Annotated in this window: 20 protein-coding genes; 15 read left to right on the top strand and 5 right to left on the bottom strand. The window is 66.0% G+C overall.

All coding sequences use genetic code 11. The features are described from left to right. Positions 1-897: 897 nt before the first annotated feature. Positions 898-1,377: a GNAT family N-acetyltransferase gene (locus ACSDHM_RS08710; protein ID WP_188241041.1), complete on the bottom strand. Its 480-nt coding sequence runs from the start codon at positions 1,375-1,377 to the stop codon at positions 898-900. Between the two features lie 133 nt (positions 1,378-1,510). On the opposite strand from ACSDHM_RS08710, the gene ACSDHM_RS08705 reads away from it, so the two are divergent. Then, positions 1,511-3,706 carry a hypothetical protein gene (locus tag ACSDHM_RS08705; protein ID WP_188241042.1) on the top strand — a complete coding sequence of 732 codons (2,196 nt, stop codon included), beginning with the start codon at positions 1,511-1,513 and terminating at the stop codon, positions 3,704-3,706. A gap of 73 nt (positions 3,707-3,779) precedes the next feature. Next, positions 3,780-4,265 carry a TspO/MBR family protein gene (locus ACSDHM_RS08700; protein WP_072167008.1) on the top strand — a complete coding sequence of 162 codons (486 nt, stop codon included), beginning with the start codon at positions 3,780-3,782 and terminating at the stop codon, positions 4,263-4,265. A gap of 16 nt (positions 4,266-4,281) precedes the next feature. Here ACSDHM_RS08700 and ACSDHM_RS08695 read toward each other — a convergent pair whose 3' ends face one another. Beyond that, positions 4,282-4,575, bottom strand: coding sequence for a hypothetical protein (locus ACSDHM_RS08695; RefSeq protein WP_088497482.1), 294 nt, complete (start codon positions 4,573-4,575; stop codon positions 4,282-4,284). A gap of 127 nt (positions 4,576-4,702) precedes the next feature. On the opposite strand from ACSDHM_RS08695, the gene ACSDHM_RS08690 reads away from it, so the two are divergent. The 4 genes from ACSDHM_RS08690 to ACSDHM_RS08675 all read left to right on the top strand — a co-directional run bounded on the left by ACSDHM_RS08690 (position 4,703) and on the right by ACSDHM_RS08675 (position 10,502). Beyond that, positions 4,703-5,290, top strand: a complete 588-nt coding sequence (locus ACSDHM_RS08690) for a biliverdin-producing heme oxygenase (protein ID WP_172412153.1) — start codon at positions 4,703-4,705, stop codon at positions 5,288-5,290. Between the two features lie 115 nt (positions 5,291-5,405). Continuing rightward, positions 5,406-7,646, top strand: a complete 2,241-nt coding sequence (locus ACSDHM_RS08685) for an ATP-binding protein (RefSeq protein ID WP_439426862.1) — start codon at positions 5,406-5,408, stop codon at positions 7,644-7,646. Continuing rightward, a complete protein-coding gene (locus ACSDHM_RS08680; protein ID WP_005416517.1) occupies positions 7,643-8,110 on the top strand; it encodes a response regulator in 468 nt (155 codons plus the stop codon). The genes ACSDHM_RS08685 and ACSDHM_RS08680 overlap by 4 nt, the downstream gene beginning before the upstream one ends. Beyond that, positions 8,103-10,502, top strand: a complete 2,400-nt coding sequence (locus ACSDHM_RS08675) for a hybrid sensor histidine kinase/response regulator (RefSeq protein ID WP_088497485.1) — start codon at positions 8,103-8,105, stop codon at positions 10,500-10,502. The genes ACSDHM_RS08680 and ACSDHM_RS08675 overlap by 8 nt, the downstream gene beginning before the upstream one ends. Before the next feature lie 2 nt (positions 10,503-10,504). Here ACSDHM_RS08675 and ACSDHM_RS08670 read toward each other — a convergent pair whose 3' ends face one another. Genes ACSDHM_RS08670 through ACSDHM_RS08660 form a run of 3 tightly spaced genes read right to left on the bottom strand, consistent with a single transcriptional unit; the run spans position 10,505 to position 12,505 of the window. Further along, complete coding sequence (locus ACSDHM_RS08670; protein WP_353080117.1) at positions 10,505-11,197, bottom strand: oxidoreductase; 693 nt, start codon at positions 11,195-11,197, stop codon at positions 10,505-10,507. Between the two features lie 13 nt (positions 11,198-11,210). After that, complete coding sequence (locus tag ACSDHM_RS08665) at positions 11,211-11,885, bottom strand: ChrR family anti-sigma-E factor (protein WP_088497486.1); 675 nt, start codon at positions 11,883-11,885, stop codon at positions 11,211-11,213. Further along, complete coding sequence (locus ACSDHM_RS08660) at positions 11,882-12,505, bottom strand: sigma-70 family RNA polymerase sigma factor (RefSeq protein ID WP_049414756.1); 624 nt, start codon at positions 12,503-12,505, stop codon at positions 11,882-11,884. Before ACSDHM_RS08660 ends, ACSDHM_RS08665 begins: the two co-directional genes overlap by 4 nt. Positions 12,506-12,636: 131 nt before the next feature. On the opposite strand from ACSDHM_RS08660, the gene ACSDHM_RS08655 reads away from it, so the two are divergent. The 9 genes from ACSDHM_RS08655 (at position 12,637) to ACSDHM_RS08615 (ending at position 20,676) form a co-directional block, all read left to right on the top strand. After that, on the top strand, positions 12,637-13,404 hold the full coding sequence (locus ACSDHM_RS08655; RefSeq protein ID WP_227836686.1) for a hypothetical protein: 768 nt from the start codon (positions 12,637-12,639) through the stop codon (positions 13,402-13,404). An 81-nt stretch (positions 13,405-13,485) separates the two neighbouring features. Beyond that, positions 13,486-14,436, top strand: a complete 951-nt coding sequence (locus tag ACSDHM_RS08650) for an acyl-CoA desaturase (RefSeq protein ID WP_065178583.1) — start codon at positions 13,486-13,488, stop codon at positions 14,434-14,436. 1 nt (position 14,437) lies between these two features. Then, the gene (locus tag ACSDHM_RS08645) at positions 14,438-15,715 is read left to right on the top strand and encodes an NAD(P)/FAD-dependent oxidoreductase (protein WP_072167003.1); all 1,278 of its coding nucleotides are present in this window, start codon (positions 14,438-14,440) and stop codon (positions 15,713-15,715) included. Next, positions 15,712-16,479 carry a DUF1365 domain-containing protein gene (locus ACSDHM_RS08640; protein WP_439426861.1) on the top strand — a complete coding sequence of 256 codons (768 nt, stop codon included), beginning with the start codon at positions 15,712-15,714 and terminating at the stop codon, positions 16,477-16,479. Before ACSDHM_RS08645 ends, ACSDHM_RS08640 begins: the two co-directional genes overlap by 4 nt. Then, complete coding sequence (locus tag ACSDHM_RS08635) at positions 16,476-17,735, top strand: SAM-dependent methyltransferase (protein WP_072167001.1); 1,260 nt, start codon at positions 16,476-16,478, stop codon at positions 17,733-17,735. The genes ACSDHM_RS08640 and ACSDHM_RS08635 overlap by 4 nt, the downstream gene beginning before the upstream one ends. Position 17,736: 1 nt before the next feature. Next, on the top strand, positions 17,737-18,282 hold the full coding sequence (locus ACSDHM_RS08630; RefSeq protein ID WP_088497489.1) for a DUF2878 domain-containing protein: 546 nt from the start codon (positions 17,737-17,739) through the stop codon (positions 18,280-18,282). After that, positions 18,279-19,064 carry a DUF1295 domain-containing protein gene (locus ACSDHM_RS08625; RefSeq protein ID WP_439426860.1) on the top strand — a complete coding sequence of 262 codons (786 nt, stop codon included), beginning with the start codon at positions 18,279-18,281 and terminating at the stop codon, positions 19,062-19,064. Before ACSDHM_RS08630 ends, ACSDHM_RS08625 begins: the two co-directional genes overlap by 4 nt. Then, positions 19,061-20,134, top strand: coding sequence for an SAM-dependent methyltransferase (locus ACSDHM_RS08620; protein ID WP_088497491.1), 1,074 nt, complete (start codon positions 19,061-19,063; stop codon positions 20,132-20,134). Before ACSDHM_RS08625 ends, ACSDHM_RS08620 begins: the two co-directional genes overlap by 4 nt. A gap of 8 nt (positions 20,135-20,142) precedes the next feature. Continuing rightward, complete coding sequence (locus ACSDHM_RS08615; protein WP_088497492.1) at positions 20,143-20,676, top strand: lipocalin family protein; 534 nt, start codon at positions 20,143-20,145, stop codon at positions 20,674-20,676. The last annotated feature ends 178 nt before the right edge of the window (positions 20,677-20,854 follow it).

Genomic DNA, 20,854 nt, shown 5'->3' with positions numbered 1-20,854 from the left:
GCCTTCCAGGGCACACGAAAGAACGGGCCGGCTTCATTTGCGCCGGAGGCCAGTTCGCTGACTCCGCGCAAGTCGCGTTCTGCGAGCTAGCCAGGCAGCCCAACAGACGAATGAGACCGCAAATCCGACGATTACCATGGCAACCAGCATGATCTCTCGATCAGTGTCGTTCATTGAGGGAGTCTCGGAAGTTGAGCCTTAGCATCTATGCCATGGTACCTGACGCTTCGGAGTGCAAGTGCGGGCGCGATGGCTGCATTTGAAGTTCTTTCGAAAGAATCCTTAGCTTGAGCCCGCCCAAGCGCGGGCAGCATGGCTGCATCTTGGCTTGAAGCACTCGGCATGCCAGGCCGGAATAGGATCGTAGGATGATGAGCAAAGGCTCATGTTCTAAAGGCGCTGTGTTCGAACACGTAACACTTTTACCTGGCGCTTGGTAACAGATTTACCTGGTTCGTCATCAGCCGAGCCAGAGGCCCAGCCATTGCCACGCCGAGGACACGAACGCGGCCGTAGCCCGATACATCATTTCGCATAATGTATATTATGTTCATTACGCCATTGCCCGATCCAGGCTTCACCAGTCACGCCCCTGATCCACTCCAGGCGCCGGCCTGATTGTCAGTGATTCGATCACTGCCAACCGCACTTTGGGCTTCCCTCAATCTCTGCAGGAATGGCAAAGGATCTTGCGGATCTGACAGTGGCGGGTAAAGACGGCTTTGCGGGCGTAGTTTTGCCGCTGATCTTGCCGTGGCTGCACGCCAGCCTGGCAAGAGCGCTTTCGCCGATTCGGCACCAACGACCGAGGCCTCAGGAGCGCGTTCTGGCACCCCAGCCGTAGCCACTCACTGGTCGTGACGCGTCACGCTATCCACGTGCGACCAACGCATCGCATCACAGGAACCTGTGCATCACAAAGACATCCACCAAGCCCAGCGTCCCATGCCGGAACGCCTTCGGTAGCGTTCCCACCACATCGAACCCCAGCTTCCGGTACAGCGCCACGGCCGGGGCATTGGTACTGACCACGTAATTGAACTGCATGGCCAGGAATCCTTCCGCCCTCGCCCGCTCCAGGCTGTGTTCCACCAGGGCCCGGCCCACACCTTGCCCTTGTGCCGGCGCATCCACCACATACGTGGCGCTGGCCACATGCGCCCCAAGGTCAGGGAAATTCGGGCCCATCTTGTACATGCCCACAACCCGGCCCTGCAGAACGGCCACATAAGGTGTCTGCGGCAGGAGCCAATGCGCGCGAAACGTTTCGACTTCAAAAGAGCCGGCAAAGGGCAGCGCATCCTGCGCCGCAATGACCGTCTTGAACATGCCCCACATCGCGTCGAAATCGCCTGCACGGGCGGGCCGGATCTCCATGCGTCTCCTGCAGATCTGTGGTGGTGACCAGGCCGGACACTACCAGAATCCAGCCCCTGCCCCATGGCTGCTTCACGCGCCACCGCCATCGGCTCCGCAATAGTTGTGGGAATTTCAGCCCTCAGAGCAGTAGATGCCTCCTGTTTCCGTGCACATCCCGCACCGGCTTCGACGGTGGCGCGTTCCCGCCTACGTCCTGCTGGGCATCTACCTGCTGTACCTGCTGGCCGGCAACATCTTCCTCAATACCCCGCTGTTCGATCAGTTCACCAACCGCAAGCCGCACAAGTTCGTGATGACCACCGGCCCGGCCATCACGCTGCTGCCCGGCCATGTCATCGCCTGGAACGTGCACATGCGCGGCCACGTGAACCACACGGTCTACGTGCTGCATGCCGAGCGCGCCAGCGCCCGGTTGGCGGTACTGCCCCTGTTCCAGCGCGAGGTACGGGTTCCGCGCTTGCAGGCGACGGGGGTTTCCGCCGAGATCAGCCGCGTCGAAGAAGCCATCCCGCCACCGCCGCGCAGCGACCGCGGCTGGACGCTCCGTTTCGACGCCATCCACAGCAACAGCATCCGCAGCGCACGCTTTGGCAAGTTGCTGATCATTGGCAAGGGCCGGGGTACGGTGGGCTTCCTCAAGCAGCTGCGCGGCGGGCCGTCGGAGCTCTTCGAATCCGAGGTGGCGTTCAGCGATGCGGACACCAGTTTTGACGGCGTGCAGCTGTTGGGCGACATGGATCTCACCGCGCGCTTCAGCTATCCGCGCCACTATCGGGACCAGGCGCCCGGTCTGGCCAAGTTGAAGCTGCTGCATGCCAAGCTCGAGGTCGACGCCCGCAGCCAGGGCCTGCGCATGGACACGGATGCCACAACGCCGAAGATCTCCAGCGCGCCCGTGCCCGGACGCCTGCAGCTGGCGCTGCACCTGATTGACGGCCAGCTGCAGCCCGGGGACCGCGCAATCTGGCAGGTGCCGCTCTACCTGGGTGACGGCGCCCCCAATCGCGGCGTGCTGGCCCTGCAGCTCAATGTGTCCAACGACCTGCGCCTGCAGGCCCGCCTGCCGCCAAAGCCCGGCTCAGGCAGCGAAGTGGATGCCGATCTGCACATCAGTGGCCGGAACGTTCCCTTCCAGCAGCCCGCCCAGCTGCTGGAACGCAGCTCCGGCACAGTGCGCGGCGAATGGACGTTCACTTCGCTCAACTGGATCCCTGCCCTGTTCGTTCGCAAGCCGTGGCTGCAGCTGGACGGCGGCGGCACGCTGAAGGCGGACCTGCGCGTGCGCAACGGCGAACTGATCGAAGGCAGCACCGTGGACATTCCGGCCGCCGAAGCCGTGGCCGAAGTCGCCGGCGTACGCCTGGCCGGCACGGCCAGCGCCCATGGCGAACTGAAGGCCGGCAGCCCCAGCCAGGCACAGCTGGCTGTCCGGCTGCCACGATTCACTGCTCGGCCAACCGATGCCAAGGACGTGCGCCTGTTCGACGGCCGTGATCTGGCCCTGGACCTGACCGGTGATGGTCGCCTGCAGGAGCTGCGCAAGGGTGTCCGCGCGCACCTGCGCTTCAGCCAAGCAACGATTCCCGACCTGGCCGCCTACAACCGTTACCTGGGCTCGCCGCAGGTGCGGCTGCTCCGTGGCACCGGCAGCCTGAGCGGCGATGCCACGCTCGACACCGATGGACGCGTCGGCCACGGCACTGCCCGGCTGCTGGGGCGCAATGCCAGCGCCAAGGTGGCAGGGCTGGACATGGGCGGCGACGTCGACGTGAAGGCAACGCTGCGCCGCGGTGACTTCAATCAGCGTCATTTCGATCTGTCCGGCACCACCGTCGAGCTGCGCAATGTGCAGGTGGCGGATACAGAGCAAACAAGCCCATGGAAAGGCCGCGTGGCCTTCAAGCGTGGCCGCATCGACGCGCAGTCGCCCTTCCAGGTCGATGCCACCACGGATCTGGATCTCAGCGATGCCCGCCCTTTGCTTGCACTGTTCGCAGAGCGTACCGACTACCCGCGCTGGACCCTGTCGCTGTTGGATTCCGGCCAGGTGCAGGCACGGGCGACGCTGCGCTGGCGCCCGGGCCATCTGATCATCGATGGACTGCAGGCCGAGAACGATCGGCTTTCGGTACGCGCGCGGCTGGATCTGCTCGACCAGCGCAAGCGCGGTGATCTCTACCTGCGCTGGGGGCTGCTGGGTGCGGGCATCGAGCTGGACGGTGACCAGCGCCAATGGCACCTGGCGAAAGCAAGGGAGTGGTTTGACCAGCGACCTTCCCTGCTGCCAGCGAGCGAGGGAGCGGGTGCCGTCGGTTCTTCAGATTGAAGGCCAGCAACCTGCATCCGTTCGCTGCCCCTGTGCGTAGACAGGCAGCACAAGCATCAGGGAGCTGCACGCTATGAAGCGGAGTTCACAGGTTTCCGGATTTCTGGGATGGGTGGCAATTACTTTCGTCGCGGCCACGCTGGGGGCATGGGCGTCCACGTCCGCGGCAAGCTTCTACGCTACCCTCACGCTTCCGGCATGGGCGCCACCGGCCAGCGTCTTTGGTCCGGTGTGGACGCTGCTCTACGCCATGATGGCGGTTGCCGCGTGGCTGGTCTGGCGCGAACGTGGCTGGCGCGGGGCACGACCCGCGCTGCTGCTCTATCTGGTGCAGCTGGCCGTCAACGCACTGTGGAGCTGGCTGTTCTTCGGCTGGAAGCTGGGCGCGCTTGCCTTCGCCGACATTCTTGTATTGATCGTGTTGGTGTGCGCGACGATCGTCGCGTTTGCGCGTACCCGCCCGGCCGCGGCAGTGCTGCTGCTTCCCTACCTCGCCTGGATCCTGTTCGCCTCGGCGCTCAACTTCGCCGTCTGGCGGGCCAATCCAGGGCTGCTGTGACACGCGGATCCAGCGTTCATGCCTGGGCCACGGCCTGTGGGCACCAGGTCCGCAGCAGGGCCGGCTTGAACGCCTGCTGCCCGCAACCGGTGGGGCACCGCACCACTCGCGCTGCAGTATGGCTGACCAGGCCCTGCCCTTCTTCTGCCTTGAAGATCGTCTCGCAGGAAAGGCAACGCGCTACCAGCGAGTACAGGTGCAGCAGCCGGCCACTGGCTGGATCCTGCAGTGCATCCACATCCAGCAATTCAAATTGGCAGCTGTCAGGGAGCATGCGGTACTGGGGCGCGGGTGCGGTCTGCAGGTTCACGGGCGTGGCATCTGTTGGAATTGCAGTCACCGTAGGGCAGCCGCTGTCTAGCTGGCGTGCAGCGCAGATGTGCTGGCCGCGAAACCTGCACCGGTCTCTGCATCGAAATCTGCTAGGGTGCGCGCCGATGCCTACATCCACATTGCCAGCACAACCCGATCACCCCATTGCCCTCAGCGCCGCCCTGAAAGCGCACACCCGAGCGGCCCACGATCGCCTCGACCAGCACCTGTTGCAGCAACACATCTTCGCGTCGCGCCAGCGTTACCTCTGCTTCCTGCGCGTGCAATGGCACTTCCATAGCGCCGTTGCGCCGCTGTACCGGATGCAGGATCCGGGCGCGACCCGCTTGCCGCTGATCGAGGAGGATCTTCGCGACCTCGGCGCTTCCATGCCGGTACCCCATGCCTGGCAACCGCAGCCTCAAGCATTCTCGAAAGCGACCGTTCTGGGCTGGCGCTACGTGGCGGAGGGCTCGACGCTGGGAGCGTCCGTGCTGTTGAAGATGGCCGCTGCGTTGCAGCTTCATGCCGGGTACGGGGCGCGCCACCTGCGTCCTTCCGAGCTCGGTGTGGCTGAGTACTGGAGACGCGAGCGGGAGGAACTGGATGCGCTCGTTTTAAGTGGCCAAGAGCGCGCACAGGCATGCAGGGGCGCGACAGACGCCTTCCAGTTCATCCGTCGCTGCGTAGATGAAGAATTCAGGTTTGAATGAAAGCCCCTTCACATTCACGTGGTGGTATGCGGCGGCACGCTTTTGCTTCACCATTCATGCACACCGGATGCAGTGCTGGGCCGTTCCAGCCATCCACGAATCATGAGTCCCGCCCTTGACGCCTCCTACCGAATCCGCGCACGACACTGCCCTGTCCCGTTGCGCGCGCGAACCGATCCACACCCCTGGCGCGATCCAGCCCTACGGTGTGCTTCTGATCGTTGAACCGCAGTCCCTGCAGGTACGCGAGCGCGCCATCAGCCACCCCGGGCTGCTGAAACAGTTCGGCGAACCGTTGATGCAGCACGTCAGTGAAGTGCTGGGCGGCGTGCTGGCACCGTTCCAGGGCGTGTTGCAACAGGCGACGGTGGGCAGCAGCGCGCATGTCGGTGCCGTGCACCTGGATGGGCAAGGCCGCCATCAGTTGCTGGTGCACCGCTCCGCCACGGATCTTCTGGTCGAGCTGGAAGCACCGGTTCCCGGCCAGCCCGGCTCGCTGGAAGAACTGTATCCAGCCATCCGCGAGCTGATGACCGGCATTGAATCGGCAGCGACGGTGGAAGACCTGTGCAGGCTTGCGGCCGCGCACATGCGGCGGCTCACCGGCTTTGACCGCACCCTGGTCTATCAATTCGATGCTGGCTGGAATGGCATGGTGGTGGCCGAAGATGGCAATGGCCTGTTGCCGTCCTACCTGGACCTGCGCTTTCCCGAGTCGGACATTCCCGCACAGGCCCGCGAACTGTACCGCCGGAACCGGGTGCGCCTGATCGCGGACAACAACTATACCCCTACCCCGCTGATGCGGGCCGAAGACCACCGCGAGGCGCCACCGACCGACCTGAGCCTGGCCGTGCTGCGCAGCGTGTCCCCCGTGCATCTTCAGTACATGCGCAACATGGGGACCGGGGCGTCGATGTCGGTGTCACTGGTACATGAGGGGCGGTTATGGGGCCTGGTGTCCTGCCATACCGTGCAGCCACGCCGCCTGCCCTACCACGTGCGTACCGCCTGCGAGTTCATGGGCCAGATCCTGTCGCTGCAGATTGCACTGAAGGAGCGCGCGCTCGCGATTGAAGAACGCGTCGCGCGTCGCTCGATACTGGTCAAGCTGCTGGGCCGCATGGCCGGCGACGAAGAATTCATGGCGGCCCTGCGCCAGGACGAAGGCAGCCTGCTGTCGCTGACCGGCGCGGCCGGGGCTGCCATCGTGCACAAGGGCGACTGCATGCGCGTGGGTGAGTGCCCACCGGCCAGCGACGTGCTGGCCCTGGCCGATTGGCTGGCTACCCGGCAGGCCGGGCAGGAAACCTACTGCACCGACCACCTTGCCGCCGACTGGTCGCCTGCCGCGCACCTGGCCGATGTAGCCAGCGGCCTGCTGGCAGTGTCCATTTCGCAGCTGCATGACAGCTACCTGATGTGGTTCCGGCCGGAGGTGGTGCGAACCGTGCGCTGGGGGGGAGACCCCCGCAAGACCGCAGCGCCCGGCGTCGCACTCTCCCCGCGGAGCTCCTTCGACGCCTGGAAAGAGACCGTGCGGCAGCGCAGCCTGCCGTGGACCGACGCCGACTGCGATGCGGCACACGAGATGCGCACGGCCATCGTCGATATCGTGCTGCGCAAGGCCGAGGAGATGGCGGAACTGAACGAGCAGCTCCTGCGCAGCAACAAGGAACTGGAAGCCTTTTCCTATTCGGTCAGCCACGACCTGCGCGCCCCCTTCCGCCACATCGTGGGCTATTCGGAGCTGCTTGGCAGCTCGGCGGGCGACCGCCTCAACGAGACCGAGCGCCGCTTCCTGGATACGATCGTCGATTCGGCAAAGTCCGCCGGCACACTGGTGGATGACCTGCTCAGCTTCTCGCAGATGGGACGCTCCACGCTGGGGCGGGTGCGGCTGGACATGGCTGCGCTGGCCGAGGACGTGCGCCGGAGCCTGGCGCTGGATTACGCGGGCCGCGACGTGCAGTGGACGCTCGCGCCGCTGCCGGAGGTGGAAGCCGACCCGACGATGCTTCGCCTGGTCTGGCAGAACCTGCTGGCCAACGCGATCAAGTTCACCCGCGAGCGTGAGCACGCGATGATCGAGATTGGGCACGACCGCAGCGACGACGAAGATCACTTCTTCGTGCGCGACAACGGCTGCGGCTTCGACATGCGTTACGTCGACAAGCTGTTCGGTGTGTTCCAGCGCCTGCACCATGTGGAAGAATTCGAAGGCACCGGCATCGGCCTGGCCAACGTACGCCGCATCATCGGCCGCCATGGCGGCCGTACCTGGGCCGAGGGCGAGCCCGGCAAGGGCGCGACCATTCACTTCACCCTACCCCGCTCCACAGGAGAACACCCATGAGGGACCTGCGGCCGATCCTCCTGGTAGAGGACAGCCCCAAGGATGCAGAGCTGACGATGGCCGCGCTTGAGCGCTGCCAGCTGTTGAACGATGTCATCCATGTACGCGACGGCGCCGAAGCGCTGGATTACCTGCGCTGCGAAGGCAAGTTCGCCGGTGCCATGCACGGCGGCCCGGTGGTCGTGCTGCTGGACCTGAAGCTGCCCAAAGTCAATGGCTTGGAGGTACTGGAGCAGGTCCGTGGCGACCCGTACCTGAGCAGCACCCCGGTTGTGATGCTGACCTCCTCGCGCGAAGAGCAGGATCTGGTGCGCAGTTACGAACTGGGCGTCAACGCATTCGTGGTCAAGCCGGTCGACTTCAAGGAATTCTTCGACGCCATCCAGGGCCTGGGCATGTTCTGGGGCATCACCAACCAGCCGCCACCGCATCGGCCCAACGGTTCGGGGCAGCGCAATGCGTGATGGATCGCGCCGCAGCGAGCGCCTGCGCATCCTCATGCTGGAGGACAGCGCGCTTGATGCGGAGCTGATCAGCGCCCAGCTGCAGCGTGCCGGCCTCGATTTCGAGGCCGAGCGCCTGTGGACCCGCAACGCGTTCATCGAGGCCATCGAAAACCGCCCGTTCGACGTGATCCTCGCCGATCATGTCCTGCCAGGCTTCGATGGTGACGCAGCACTCGCCCTGGCGCGCGAGTGCGTGCCGCAGACGCCTTTCATCTTTGTTTCCGGCACCCTGACCGAGGAACTGGCGGTACAGGCCCTCACGCGCGGTGCCCGCGACTATGTGGTGAAGCAACGCCTGCAACGCTTGCCCGATGCGATCCGCCGCGCCCGCCAGGAGGCGCAGGAGCGTATCCAGCTGGCCAATGCGCAGGCCGCGCTGAACGAAAGCCAGGCCCAGCTGCAGAAGGTGACCGATGCCGTCCCGGCGCTGATCGCCCAGTTGGACAAGGACCATCGCTACCGGTTTGCCAACAAGGCGTTCCTGGACTGGCATGGATTCAGCCTTGCAGAACTGCTGGGTCGGTCGGCTCGGGATGTCAGCGGCATTTCCGCCTTCGAGCACGCCCTGCCCAGCCTGGAACGGGTACTACAGGGCGAGCGCACCCGCTTCCAGGCCGAACTGATCCATCGCAGCGGCGAATCACGATTCGTGCAGATGGACTGCGTGCCTGAGCATGCCGCCGATGGCAGCGTGGCCGGGTATATCTGCCTGGGCAGCGACGTGTCGCTGCTGAAACAGGCCGAGCTGGCCCTGCGCGAAGACAACCAGCTGCTCGAGCAGCAGGTACAGGCACGCACGGCCGAGTTGCGCGCCAGCAAGCGGCGCCTGCAGGCGATCTTCGAATCCAGTTTCCAGCACCAGGTGCTGCTGGATCTGTCTGGACGCGTGGTCGATGCCAATGACGCGTCACTGGCCGCGGTGCTGGCAGACAAGAAGGACGTCGTTGGCCAACGCTTCGCCGAATCGGTCTGGTTCGGCACCACCGAGGGCATCGCAGCGCTGATCGATCGGGCCGTGGCCGCAGCGGTACAGGGCCGCAGTTCACTGCATGCGCTGGAACTGGAACTACCGACCGGGCGGCGCAGCTTTGATTTCTCGTTCCGTCCACTACTCGATACGGAGGGCGTGGTCACCGCTGTGGTCTCCGAGGCCGTGGAAACCACCGCGCGCGTGCAGGCTGAGCATGCGCTGCGCCAGTCGCAGAAAATCGAGGCGGTCGGCCAGCTCACCGGCGGCATCGCACATGATTTCAACAACATCCTGACGGTCATCTCAGGCAACGTCGAGCACGCCATGCTGCTCAGCGAGCGCGCGGGCGAACCCGGAGCGATGGTGAGCCGTGCGCTGGACAATGCACTGAAGGGTGTCGGCCGTGCCGCCAGCCTGACCCAGCGCCTGCTGGCGTTTGCCCGCCGCCAGCCGCTGCGCAGCCAGGCCGCCAACCTCAACGAGCGCCTGCTGGACATGCACGACATGCTGCAGCGTGCGCTGGGTGAGCTGGTGCAGCTGGAGATCCGCAGCGCCGAGGACATCTGGTGCGTCGAGATCGACGTCAGCCAGCTGGAGGCCTCTGTACTGAACCTGGCGGTGAATGCCCGCGATGCGATGCCGCACGGCGGCCGACTGGTGATCGAGGTCGACAACAGCCACCTCGACCACGACTACGCCGCACTGTTCCCGGATGCAACGCCGGGCGAGTACGTGATGCTGCGGGTGCGCGACAACGGCCACGGCATGGATGCGGCGACGCTCGCCCGGGTCTTCGAACCCTTCTTCACCACCAAGCAGGTTGGCCGTGGCACCGGCCTGGGCCTGTCGATGGTGCACGGGTTCGTCAAGCAGTCAGGCGGCCACGTGCTGATCGATTCGGTGGAAGGCGGCGGCACCAGCATCACCATGATGTTCCCGCGTTCACTGCTGCCGTTGCCCAGCGAGGCGCGCACTCCGCAGACCGGCCTGGCAGGCTATTCGCCGCGCGAGGAAACCATCCTGGTGACCGAGGACAACGACGATGTCCGCGCCCACACGGTGGATGCACTGCGGCTGCTGGGCTACCGGGTATTGGAAGCCCACGACGGCCCTTCCGCACTGCGGCTGCTGGAACGCCCGGATACCAGGGTGGACCTGCTGTTCTCGGACGTGGTGATGCCCGGCATGTCGGGCTGGGAGCTGGTGCGGGAAGTCCGTGAACGCTGGCCGGAGGTCGCCGTGCTGTTCACGTCGGGCTATCCCCGCGACCACGACCAGGTGGGCAGCCAGGGCCGGGCCGTTGCGCTGCTGCCAAAGCCGTTCACCCGAAGTGATCTGGCGACGGCCGTGCGCACCGCGCTGGAAGCAGCGCCACACTGAGGTCAGGACGCCGGATCGCGCCCGCCGGCCGCGATCCGGTTGATGTCCGCGCACTCCACCGTCGCCGGTGGATGCTCCCTGACGGCCAAGGCAATCATCGCTTGGCCCAGTGCCAGGTTGCTCGTCACCAACGAAGGTGCAACCGCACCGGCCAGTTTCATTAATGGCGCACCGCCCCAGTAAAGGGGCTTCAACAGGGCATGACGGGTGCCGGTGCCCGGGACCGGCCTGACACCGCCCGGGCGCAGCATCACGGTGCGCACCGGCAGGCTCTGCAATGCGACTTCGATCTCGCCCTTGATCCTCAACGGCATCAGCCGGCTCCGAGGGTCCGCGCCGGCACCGGATACATACAGAAAGCACCCTTCGGGATTCGCAGCCGCCCAGGCAAGGGCCACCGCCAGAGTGGTGTCCAGGGTCACGCGTCGGTACTCGGCCTCTGCCGTGCCGACCGGTGGCGCACCGGCACAGTAGAAGCATGCGTCGAAGCCGGCCAGTTGCTCATGCCGGCCTTGCATATGCAGAAAATCGGGGACGATCAGTTCGCTGCCAGGCCCGTTCAGGCTGCCCGGCCTGCGGACCAGGGCAGTCAGGTGGGCCACCTGCGGCGAGCGCTGGCAGGCCAGCGCAACACCCTGCCCCACCAGGCCCGCAGCACCGGTCAACAGAATCCTCAACGCACCTTTCCCGGTCATGGTCGCACCCACGCTAGAGTTTCACGAAACGCTGGATCTTCCGCGCCAACCAGCCACTGAACACCAACGGCGCGTCCAGCGCTGACACGCAGATGCAGGGAACACCGGGTGCAGTTACCGGTTGATGCTCCACCTCCTCGTCCAGGTCCGCCACGTCGCCCGGCGCGAACAGCCCCAGCGCGTCGTTGTACGAGCCTCGAAGGATGTGGGTCAGTTCGCTGCGGCCATGGCTGTGCATCGGCAGGCACTTGCCCGGGGCAATCTTCAGCATGATCAGCGAGGGCATCTGCTCAGCCCTGATGCAGTGCACGCCGGGCGCCATCCAGCGCCAGCGCAGGGCACTGAGCGAAGCGCCGAAGTAAGGATGCAACGAGGCGGGCAGATGGTCCGGATCGGCCTCGGGCCGCTCCCTCGGCACCGGGCGCCTGGCTCCGGCGATGGCGCTCGGCGCGTCCGAGGCCAGCTGCATCAGCATGGCCTCGCGCAACTGCTCGCGACGCGCCTCGGCCGCGGGCGGTTGGGTCTGCTCCAGCAGCACCGAGCCGATCGCCTCGGCATCGCGCAGGCGCTGGCGGCAGTGGGGGCACTGCTCGAGGTGGGCACCGGCCACGATGCTCAACGGCGCCGGCAGCGCGCCGGCGGCATAGCTCATCAGCGTGGATTCGTGCAGGTGGTGATGCGGATTCACAGCGCACCTCCCACTTTGGCCTGCAGTTGCAGGAACGCACGTCGCAGGTGTGACTTTACCGTTCCAAGCGGCATGCCCAGCGCCTGGGCAATCTCGCTGTGGCTCTTCGCCTCGAAATAGGACATCCGCACCAGCCTCGCCTGCACGGCGGGCAACTCGTTGATGCGCTGGCGAAGGCGCGCCTGGTCGGCGAACTGCTCGGCGCTGCTGCGCTCGATCATGTCCACCGCCGCGGCGTCTTCCACCGCTGCCTGCACCTGCATCCAGCTGCGCTCTCGACGGATGCGGTCGATATGCAGGTTGCGCGCGATCCGGTACAGCCAGGTACTCAGCGCGCCTTGGGCCGCATCATACTCGGCCGCCCGCAACCACAGGCGCAGCAGGCACTCCTGCGCCATTTCCTCGGCCACGGCGTCGGGTGCCCCCAGGCCACGCAGATACACGCACAGCCGCGGCATGAAGTAGTCATAGATCCGCATGAAACAGTCGCGGTCGCGCAGCCGCGCCACACTGTCCATGTCATCGGCCCAGTTCGTCGGCTCGCTGCTGGGCTGCTGGGAACTGGACACGGTGCGTGCGGTATCGAAGTTGAGGAGGGTGCTGGCAGCGTCAGGGTACATCTGCGTGAGCGGCGGGCAGGTGAAGGTCTGTCCTCTCTACGCGCAGGGGCGGCCATTGGATGCAGCAGGCACTGTGCATCCAAGCAGCCGCGCCCGCCGTATGACCTGAGCCTCCCGACCGGATGAACACCATGCGCACTGCCTGGCTGCTGCTGTGCCTGCCCCATGCCGCGCTGGCGGCGCCCTGGCTGCGCAACGAGGGCGTGGCCACCTCGGCGCAGGGCGATCTGCTCTATCGTGAAGTGCACTGGCGGCGCGGCCCATCGGAGGGTGCCGAGCGCTGGGTGCTCTATCAGTGCCCGGATGGCCGCCCCTTCGCCCGCAAGCATCTGCCGGCCAGCGCCCGCCCGCAGGCCCGGGGCTATTCGCTGCAGGACGGCCGTAGTGGGCAAACCGCTGAAGTCGACGCGAGTGGCGAGTCGGTGTCGATCGCCTGGAAAGAAGATGCCGCCAGCGAGCTGCGTCAGCGTCGGCTTGAGCTGGCACCGGATGCGGTGATCGACACGGGCTTCGACGCCGCGGTGCGCCAGCATTGGCCAGCGCTGCTGCGAGGTGAACGCATCAGCCTGCCCTTCCTCGTGCCGGGGCGGCAGCGCTTCTTCCCGGTGCAGGTGCGGCGTACCGGCCCTGTTCGCTGGCAGGGCATCGACGCCCAGGCCATCGAGGTCAGTCTGGACACGTGGTACGGCGGCATCGCGCCGCGCCTGTCGCTGGTCTATGCCAGCGCCGACCGCCGCCTGCTGGAATTCCGCGGAACCAGCAACCTGCGCGATACCCGCGGCACCTACCCACAGGTCACGGTGCGCTTCAGCTCGCCGGTGGCCGAGCGGCCCGCCAGCGAATGGCAACAGGCCTGGGCGCAACCGCTGGTCGAACGCTGCAGCGTGATGCCCAAGTGAAGCCGGAATTTTCCACAGTCGGCCGCATCCATTGCGCGCACTGCTGCGTAGAGGAAGACACGACACCCGCCGAGATCCGCCATGGCCTCTGTAGCGCCCCTCCCCCGCCGACGCTGGCGCCTGCTGCGCACCCTGAAGCGCTGGGTCGACACCGGCAGCGCTGCAGACCACGCCGCTGGCGAGCCCGGACGCATCGACTGGCTGCGCGCCGTACCGTTCGCGTTGATGCACCTGGCCTGCATCGCGGTGATCTGGGTAGGTATCTCGTGGACGGCAGTGATCGTCGCCGCAGCCCTCTACGCAGTGCGCATGTTTGCGATCACCGCCTTTTACCACCGCTACTTCTCGCACCGGACGTTCCAGGCATCGCGAACGGTGCAATTCGTGTTTGCGGTGATCGGCGCGTCCAGCGTGCAACGTGGGCCGCTGTGGTGGGCGGCCCACCATCGCCATCACCATCGGCATGCCGACCAACCGCTGGACCCGCACTCGCCGCGCGAAGGCGGCTTCTGGCGCAGCCACATGGGCTGGTTCCTCACCCGCGAGGCATTCGCCACGGATCTATCGCGCGTGCCTGACCTGGCGCGCTTCCCGGAACTGCGCTGGCTGGACCGCTTTGATACGGCGGTGCCGGTATTGCTGGCTGCCGCGCTGTACGCACTCGGCGCCGGCCTGGAGCGCTGGGCGCCCGGACTGCACACCTCTGGCCCGCAGTTGCTGGTGTGGGGCTTCTTCATTTCCACCGTGGTGTTGTTCCACGCCACCGTTACCATCAACTCGCTGGCCCATCGTTTTGGCCGGCGGCGCTTCGAGACCCGTGACGACAGCCGCAACAACCTCTGGCTGGCTCTGCTTACCTTCGGTGAAGGCTGGCACAACAACCACCATTTCTTCCCTGGGACCGTCCGCCAAGGGTTCCGCTGGTGGGAGATCGACCTGACCTGGTACGGGCTGCGCGCAATGGCGGCCATGGGCCTGGTGAGGGGGCTCAAGCCCATCCCCGAGTGGGTACTGGCCAAGGCGAGGTACTGACATGCGCATCGCGATCATCGGCTCCGGCATTGCAGGCCTGGCCAGTGCCTGGTGGCTGGACGGCGAACACGAAGTGACGCTGTTCGAGGCCAACGATTACCTGGGCGGGCATACCCACACCCATGACGTGCAGGTGGACGGCACGCGCATGGCGGTGGATACGGGTTTCATCGTCTTCAATCCCCTGCACTACCCACTGCTGACGGCACTGTTCGAAGAACTGGGTGTGGCCTCGCAGCCGACCACCATGAGCTTCTCCATGCACAGCGAGCGAAGTGGCGTCGAGTACAACGCCACTTCGCTGGATGGCCTGTTCTGCCAACGTCGCAATCTGGTTTCGCCACGTTTCTGGGGAATGCTGGCCGACCTGCGCCGGTTCTACCGGGATGCGCCGCTGCTGCTGGCGGAAGACGAAGGCCCGACACTAGGCCAGTACCTGCGCGGCCAGCGCTACGGCACCGCTTTCATCGACGAGCACCTGCTGCCGATGGCTTCGGCACTATGGTCGTCACCGACCGCCACGGTCATGCAGTTCCCGGCCCGCTACCTGGCCCAGTTCATGGCCAACCACCAGATGCTGCAGATGACCGGGCGCGCACCCTGGCGGGTGGTCAGCGGTGGCTCGGCACGCTATGTCGATGCCCTTCGCGCCCGCTGGCGGGTGCGTGAGCGGCTGGAATGCCCGGTTCACTCGGTCGAACGCATGCCGTGGGGCGCGCGCGTGCACAGCGCGGCCGGCGTGGAGGGGTTCGACGAGGTCATCCTGGCGTGCCACAGCGACCAGGCGCTTGCCCTGCTGCATGACGCCGATCAGGTCGAACGCGAAGTACTCGGCGCCATCCGCTACCAGCCCAACGAAGCAGTACTGCATACCGATGCATCGTTGCTGCCGCGCAACCGCAAAGCATGGGCTGCATGGAATGCACACGTGCCCAGGGATCCAGGCGCGCCCTGTACGGTCAGCTATTGCATGAACCTCCTGCAGGGCCTGCCCGGTGACACCCCGCTGGTCGTGACCCTCAACCGCAGCGAGGCGATCGATCCGGCCAAGGTGCTGCGCAGGCTGCACTATGCCCACCCGGTGCACGATCATGCCGCTATCCGCGCCCAGCAGCGCTGGGCAGAGCTGCAGGGCCGCCGCCACACCTGGTTCGCCGGCGCATACTGGGGCTGGGGCTTCCACGAAGACGGCATCCGCAGCGCCCGCCGCGTGGTGGACGCGATGCGCGAGTGCACCGCGCACCTTGACAGCGTTGCGCCCGGCGAGGTGGCAGCGTGAGTGCCAGCGCACTCTACTTCGGGCAGGTGATGCACCGACGGCATCATCCGCAGCCCCACGCGTTCCGCTATCCGATCGCGCAGCTGCTGCTCGATCTGGACGAGCTGGAGACCGTGTTCGCCGGGCGCTGGCTGTGGTCGGTCAATCGCCGCAACCTGGCCGAGTTCCGCCGCAGCGACTACTTCGGCAATCCCGCACAACCGCTGGCCGATGCGGTGCGCGATCATGCTGCGGCTACCCTGGGCTATCGGCCTGCCGGCCCGGTACGCCTGCTCACCCACCTTCGCTTCGGCGGGCACGTATTCAACCCGGTCAGCTTCTACTACTGCTACCAGTCCGATGGCAGCACCCTGGACTGCATCGTCGCCGAGATCACCAATACGCCCTGGAAGGAACGGCACGCCTATGTCCTGCCAGTCGCCACGGCCACCCACGAAGGCGGCTCGCTGCGCTGGCGGTTCGACAAGCGCTTCCATGTCTCGCCGTTCATGCCGATGGATTGCCACTACGACTGGCGGTTCAACTGCCCGGATGATGATCTGCGCGTGCACATGCAGGTCTGGCGCCAAGGCGTTCGCCAGTTTGATGCCACCCAGGCCATGCAGCGACACGCCCTGGACGGCCGCGGGCTGGCCCGGGTCCTGGCCTGCTATCCCTTGATGACCCTGCAGGTGATGGCCGCCATCCACTGGCACGCGCTGCGGCTGTGGCTGAAACGCAACCCCGTGCATGACCACCCTGCCCTTGCCGAGAAACCGCGATGAACTCGACGACTCCCCTGATCGCCCTGCCACGTCCCGGCGCCTTGGATGCCTTCCTGCGCCGCCGCCTGCTGCAACAGCTTGCCCCCATGCGCGACGGCCGCCTGTGCGTGCGTGATGCACTCGGCGAAGTCTGGCTGGGCGATGCCCATGGCGAGCTGCATGTGACCGTCACCATCGATGACCCGGCGTTCTACCGCAAGGTTGCAGCGCAAGGCAGCGTGGGCGCAGGTGAAAGCTACATACAGGGGGAATGGCACTGCGATGACCTGGTGGCGCTGATCCGGCTGCTGGTACGCAATCGCGACCTGCTCGACGGCATGGAGCGCGGCCCGGCCCGCGTGGGTGGCTGGCTGCTGCGCGGCTGGAACCGCCTGCGCCGCAACAGCCGTGAAGGCAGCCGCCGCAACATTGCCGCGCACTACGACCTTGGCAACGACTTCTTTGCCCTGTTCCTGTCGCCGGACCTGATGTATTCCTCAGCCCTGTTCGACACAGAAGACGAGTCGCTGGAATCCGCCTCCCGGCGCAAGCTGGACCGCATCTGCCAGCAGCTCCAGCTCAAGCCGGGCGATCGCGTGGTGGAGATCGGCACCGGCTGGGGTGGTTTTGCGCTGCACGCGGCGCAGCACTACGGCTGCCACGTCACCACCACCACCATCTCCGCCGAGCAGCACGCGCTGGCTGCCCAGCGCGTGCAGGCGGCCGGCCTGCAGGACCAGGTCACGCTGCTGATGCAGGACTACCGCGACCTGCAGGGCCAGTTCGACAAGCTGGTGTCGATCGAGATGATCGAAGCCATCGGCGCAGAATACCTGGACACCTACATGGCCACGCTGCAGCGCCTGCTCAAGCCTGATGGCGTTGCCCTGCTACAGGCCATCACCATCGAGGACCATCGCTACGAGCAGGCCCGGCGCAGCGTAGACTACATCAAGCGCTATGTGTTCCCCGGCAGCTTCATTCCGTCGATCAACGCGATCATGGCCGCCAAAACGCGGTCCAGCGACCTGCAGCTGATCGCCCAGCAGGACTTCGGTCACTCCTACGCGCTGACCCTGCGCGCCTGGCGCCAGCGCTTCCTCGCCCGGTTGCCCGACGTGCAGGCGCAGGGCTTCGATACGCGCTTCTGCCGCCTGTGGGAGTTCTACCTGGCCTACTGCGAGGGCGGCTTCCTGGAGCGCTCGATCGGGGTCTCCCATCTGCTGATGGCGCGCCCGGGGCATCGCCCGGGCGCCTCATCGGGCCAAGGCAGCTGAGATGCGCAGGTTCTGGCCCAATCTGCTTGGCAACCAGCTGGTCTGGCTGTGCGCCGTAGCCGGCGCCGGGCGCGGCTGGCAGTGGCCGGCGTTGCTGGCAGCCTCTCTCTACATCGGCAGCCAGCTGCTGACGTCGCCGCAACCACGGCTGGACCTTCGGTTGATGGTGTTGGCACTGGCCTGCGCATGGCTGGTCGATGCCAGCGCCGCCGCCAGCGGCACCGTGCGCTACGCCGCCGCCCCGCTGGGCTGGGTGCCACCCCCCTGGATCATGGCGCTGTGGGCCGCGTTCGCGATGACGCTGACCACCTCGATGCGCTTCCTGCTGCGCCACCCGGCCTTGCCGGCTCTGTTCGGCCTGCTGTTGGCACCGCTGGCCTATCTCTCCGCAGCGCGCGGTTTCGATGCGGTCCGTTTCGCCGCACCCACGTGGCAGGGCCTGCTGGTGTTGGGTGCGGGCTGGAGCATCGCGCTTTCGCTGCTGTGCGTCACCGCGCGTCGCGGCTCTCGCACCACCCCGCCCTCCCTGGCCGGAGCATCGTCATGATCAATCTGCTGTGGGTACTGCTGTATGCCGTGCTGGTGATGAGCTGGGGCTGGGCCTGGCAGCGCCGCCACCAGAACATCGGCGTTGTCGACGTGCTCTGGGCCAAGTGCGTGGGTGCGTCGGCCCTGCTGCTGGCGCTGCTCGGCGATGGCGCGATGTGGCCTCGGGTTGCGTTGGGCCTGCTCGGCGGCCTGTGGGGCGGCCGGTTGGCGCTGCACCTGTGGCGCCGGGTCCGTAGTGAACCCGAAGACGGGCGCTACCGTTATCTGCGCGAACACTGGCAGAGCCACCAGGGCAAGATCTTTGGCTTCTTCATGGCGCAGGCGCTGCTGGTCGTGCTGTTCGCTCTGCCCTTCGTTGCGGTGGCAGCCAATTCCCATGCCGGCCTGACACCGTGGACAGTCGCCGCAGCACTGGCCTGGCTGATGAGCGTCGGCGGCGAGAGCCTGGCCGATCGCCAGCTCGCACGTTTCCGTGCCGACCCGGCGAACAAGGGCCGCACTTGCCGCGAGGGGCTCTGGCGTTATTCACGCCACCCCAACTACTTCTTCGAGTGGCTGCACTGGTTCACCTATGTGCTGCTCGCCGTCGGTTCCCCCCTGTGGTGGCTGGCGTGGGCCGGGCCGCTGCTGATGTATCTGTTCCTGCGCTATCTCAGCGGCATCCCCTTCACCGAGAAGCAGGCGTTGCGCAGCCGCGGCGACGACTACCGTGCCTACCAGCGCAGCACGCCGATGTTCTTTCCCTGGTTCCCCCGTTCTTCCAAGGAGCATTCCGCATGAGCGCGATCCCGTCACTGAATCCGGCTGAAGATGCGGAAACCGGGCTGATCGCCTGGGCCGAACGCGGGCTGGTTCCCGATGCGGCGCTGCGTGCCGGCATCCGGCGCCTGTGCGCGCAACGCCTGCACGAGGAATCGGCGGGGGGTATCGAGGCACAGTCCGCGCGCTTCAGCCGTTGCATCGCAGAACTGACCGACAGTCCGCTCGCATTGCATACCGACGCGGCCAACCGCCAGCACTACGAAGTTCCCGCGGCATTCTTCCAGGCCTGCCTGGGCAAGCGGCTGAAGTACAGCAGCTGCTACTACCCTACCGGGCGCGAAACGCTGGAGCAGGCTGAGGAAGCGATGCTGGAACTGTATGGCCAGCGCGCCGGACTTGCCGACGGCCAGCAGATTCTCGAACTGGGCTGTGGCTGGGGTTCGCTGACCCTGTGGATGGCCGAACGCTATCGGCAGGCCAACATCACTGCGGTGTCCAACTCGCACAGCCAACGCCAGCACATCATGGCGCAGTGCCAGGCCAGGGGCCTGCACAACGTCGAGGTGCTGACCTGCGACGTCAACCAGCTTGAGCTGCCCACGGCACGCTTCGATCGCTGTGTCTCGGTGGAAATGTTCGAACATGTGCGCAACTACCAGCGACTGCTGGCGCACATCGCGCAGTGGCTGAAGCCCGACGGCGCGCTGTTCGTGCACATCTTCGCCCATCGCACGCTGATGTACCCGTTCGAGACCGAGGGCGGCGACAACTGGATGGGGCGCCATTTCTTCACCGGCGGCCTGATGCCGGCCGCTGACACGCTGCTGCATTTCCAGCGCGACCTGCGACTCGATCAGCGCTGGCTGCTGGACGGCACCCACTACCAGCGCACCGCCGACCATTGGCTGGCCAACCAGGATGCGGCCCGCGAGGCGGTGATGCCGGTACTGGTCGCAACCTACGGCCAGGCGGCGGCGAAGATCTGGTGGCAGCGCTGGCGCATGTTCTGGATGGCCTGCGCCGAGCTGTTCGGCTACGACGATGGCCAGCAGTGGCTGGTTGCCCACTATCTGTTCCGTCCCCGTTGAGGTGTGACATGCGCATGCGCTCCCTGCTTCCCCTGCTGGCCTTGAGCCTGTTCGGTTCCGGCTGCAGCTCCAGCGATACCCGTCCCCTGCCCCGCCCGCCCTCGGTGGACGTGCCGCGCTTCATGGGCGACTGGTATGTGATCGCCCACATACCCTCATGGCCGGAGCGCGAGGCCTTCGACGCGGTGGAGAGCTATGCGCTGCGGCCGGACGGGCGCATCCAGACGACCTTCACCTATCGCAAGGGCAGTTTCGACGCCCCGCAGAAGTCCATGCACCCGGTTGGACGGGTCGAGAGGAACGGCAATGGCGCGATCTGGGGCATGCAGTTCATCTGGCCGATCCAGGCCGAGTATGTGATTGCCTGGCTGGACGACGACTATGGCCAGACCATCGTCGCACGCAGCAAGCGCGACTATGTCTGGTACATGGCACGTACCCCGCACGTATCGGACAGCGACTACCAGCACGCCGTGGAGCGCATCGCGGCCATGGGCTACGACACCGGCAGGCTCAGGCGCGTACCTCAGTCGGTGCGATAGATCGCCAACCGCCGACCACTCGGCTCGCGGGTGACCAGGCACTTCAGCGTGACGCGTCACATTAATACCCCCCTCGAAGGGTGCCGGCAGCCCTGCAACCCAGGCTACCTGTACCCAGCGAGAGCGCACCAGGACACTGCGTCCACACGGCTCTCAACCTGACGATACGTCCAGCCCA

It is taken from the genome of Stenotrophomonas sp. T8 (assembly GCF_051853085.1).
Lineage (GTDB): Bacteria > Pseudomonadota > Gammaproteobacteria > Xanthomonadales > Xanthomonadaceae > Stenotrophomonas > Stenotrophomonas sepilia.
The sequence above is the reverse complement of the archived record's forward strand: the minus strand, read 5'-3'. Positions and strand labels throughout refer to the sequence as shown.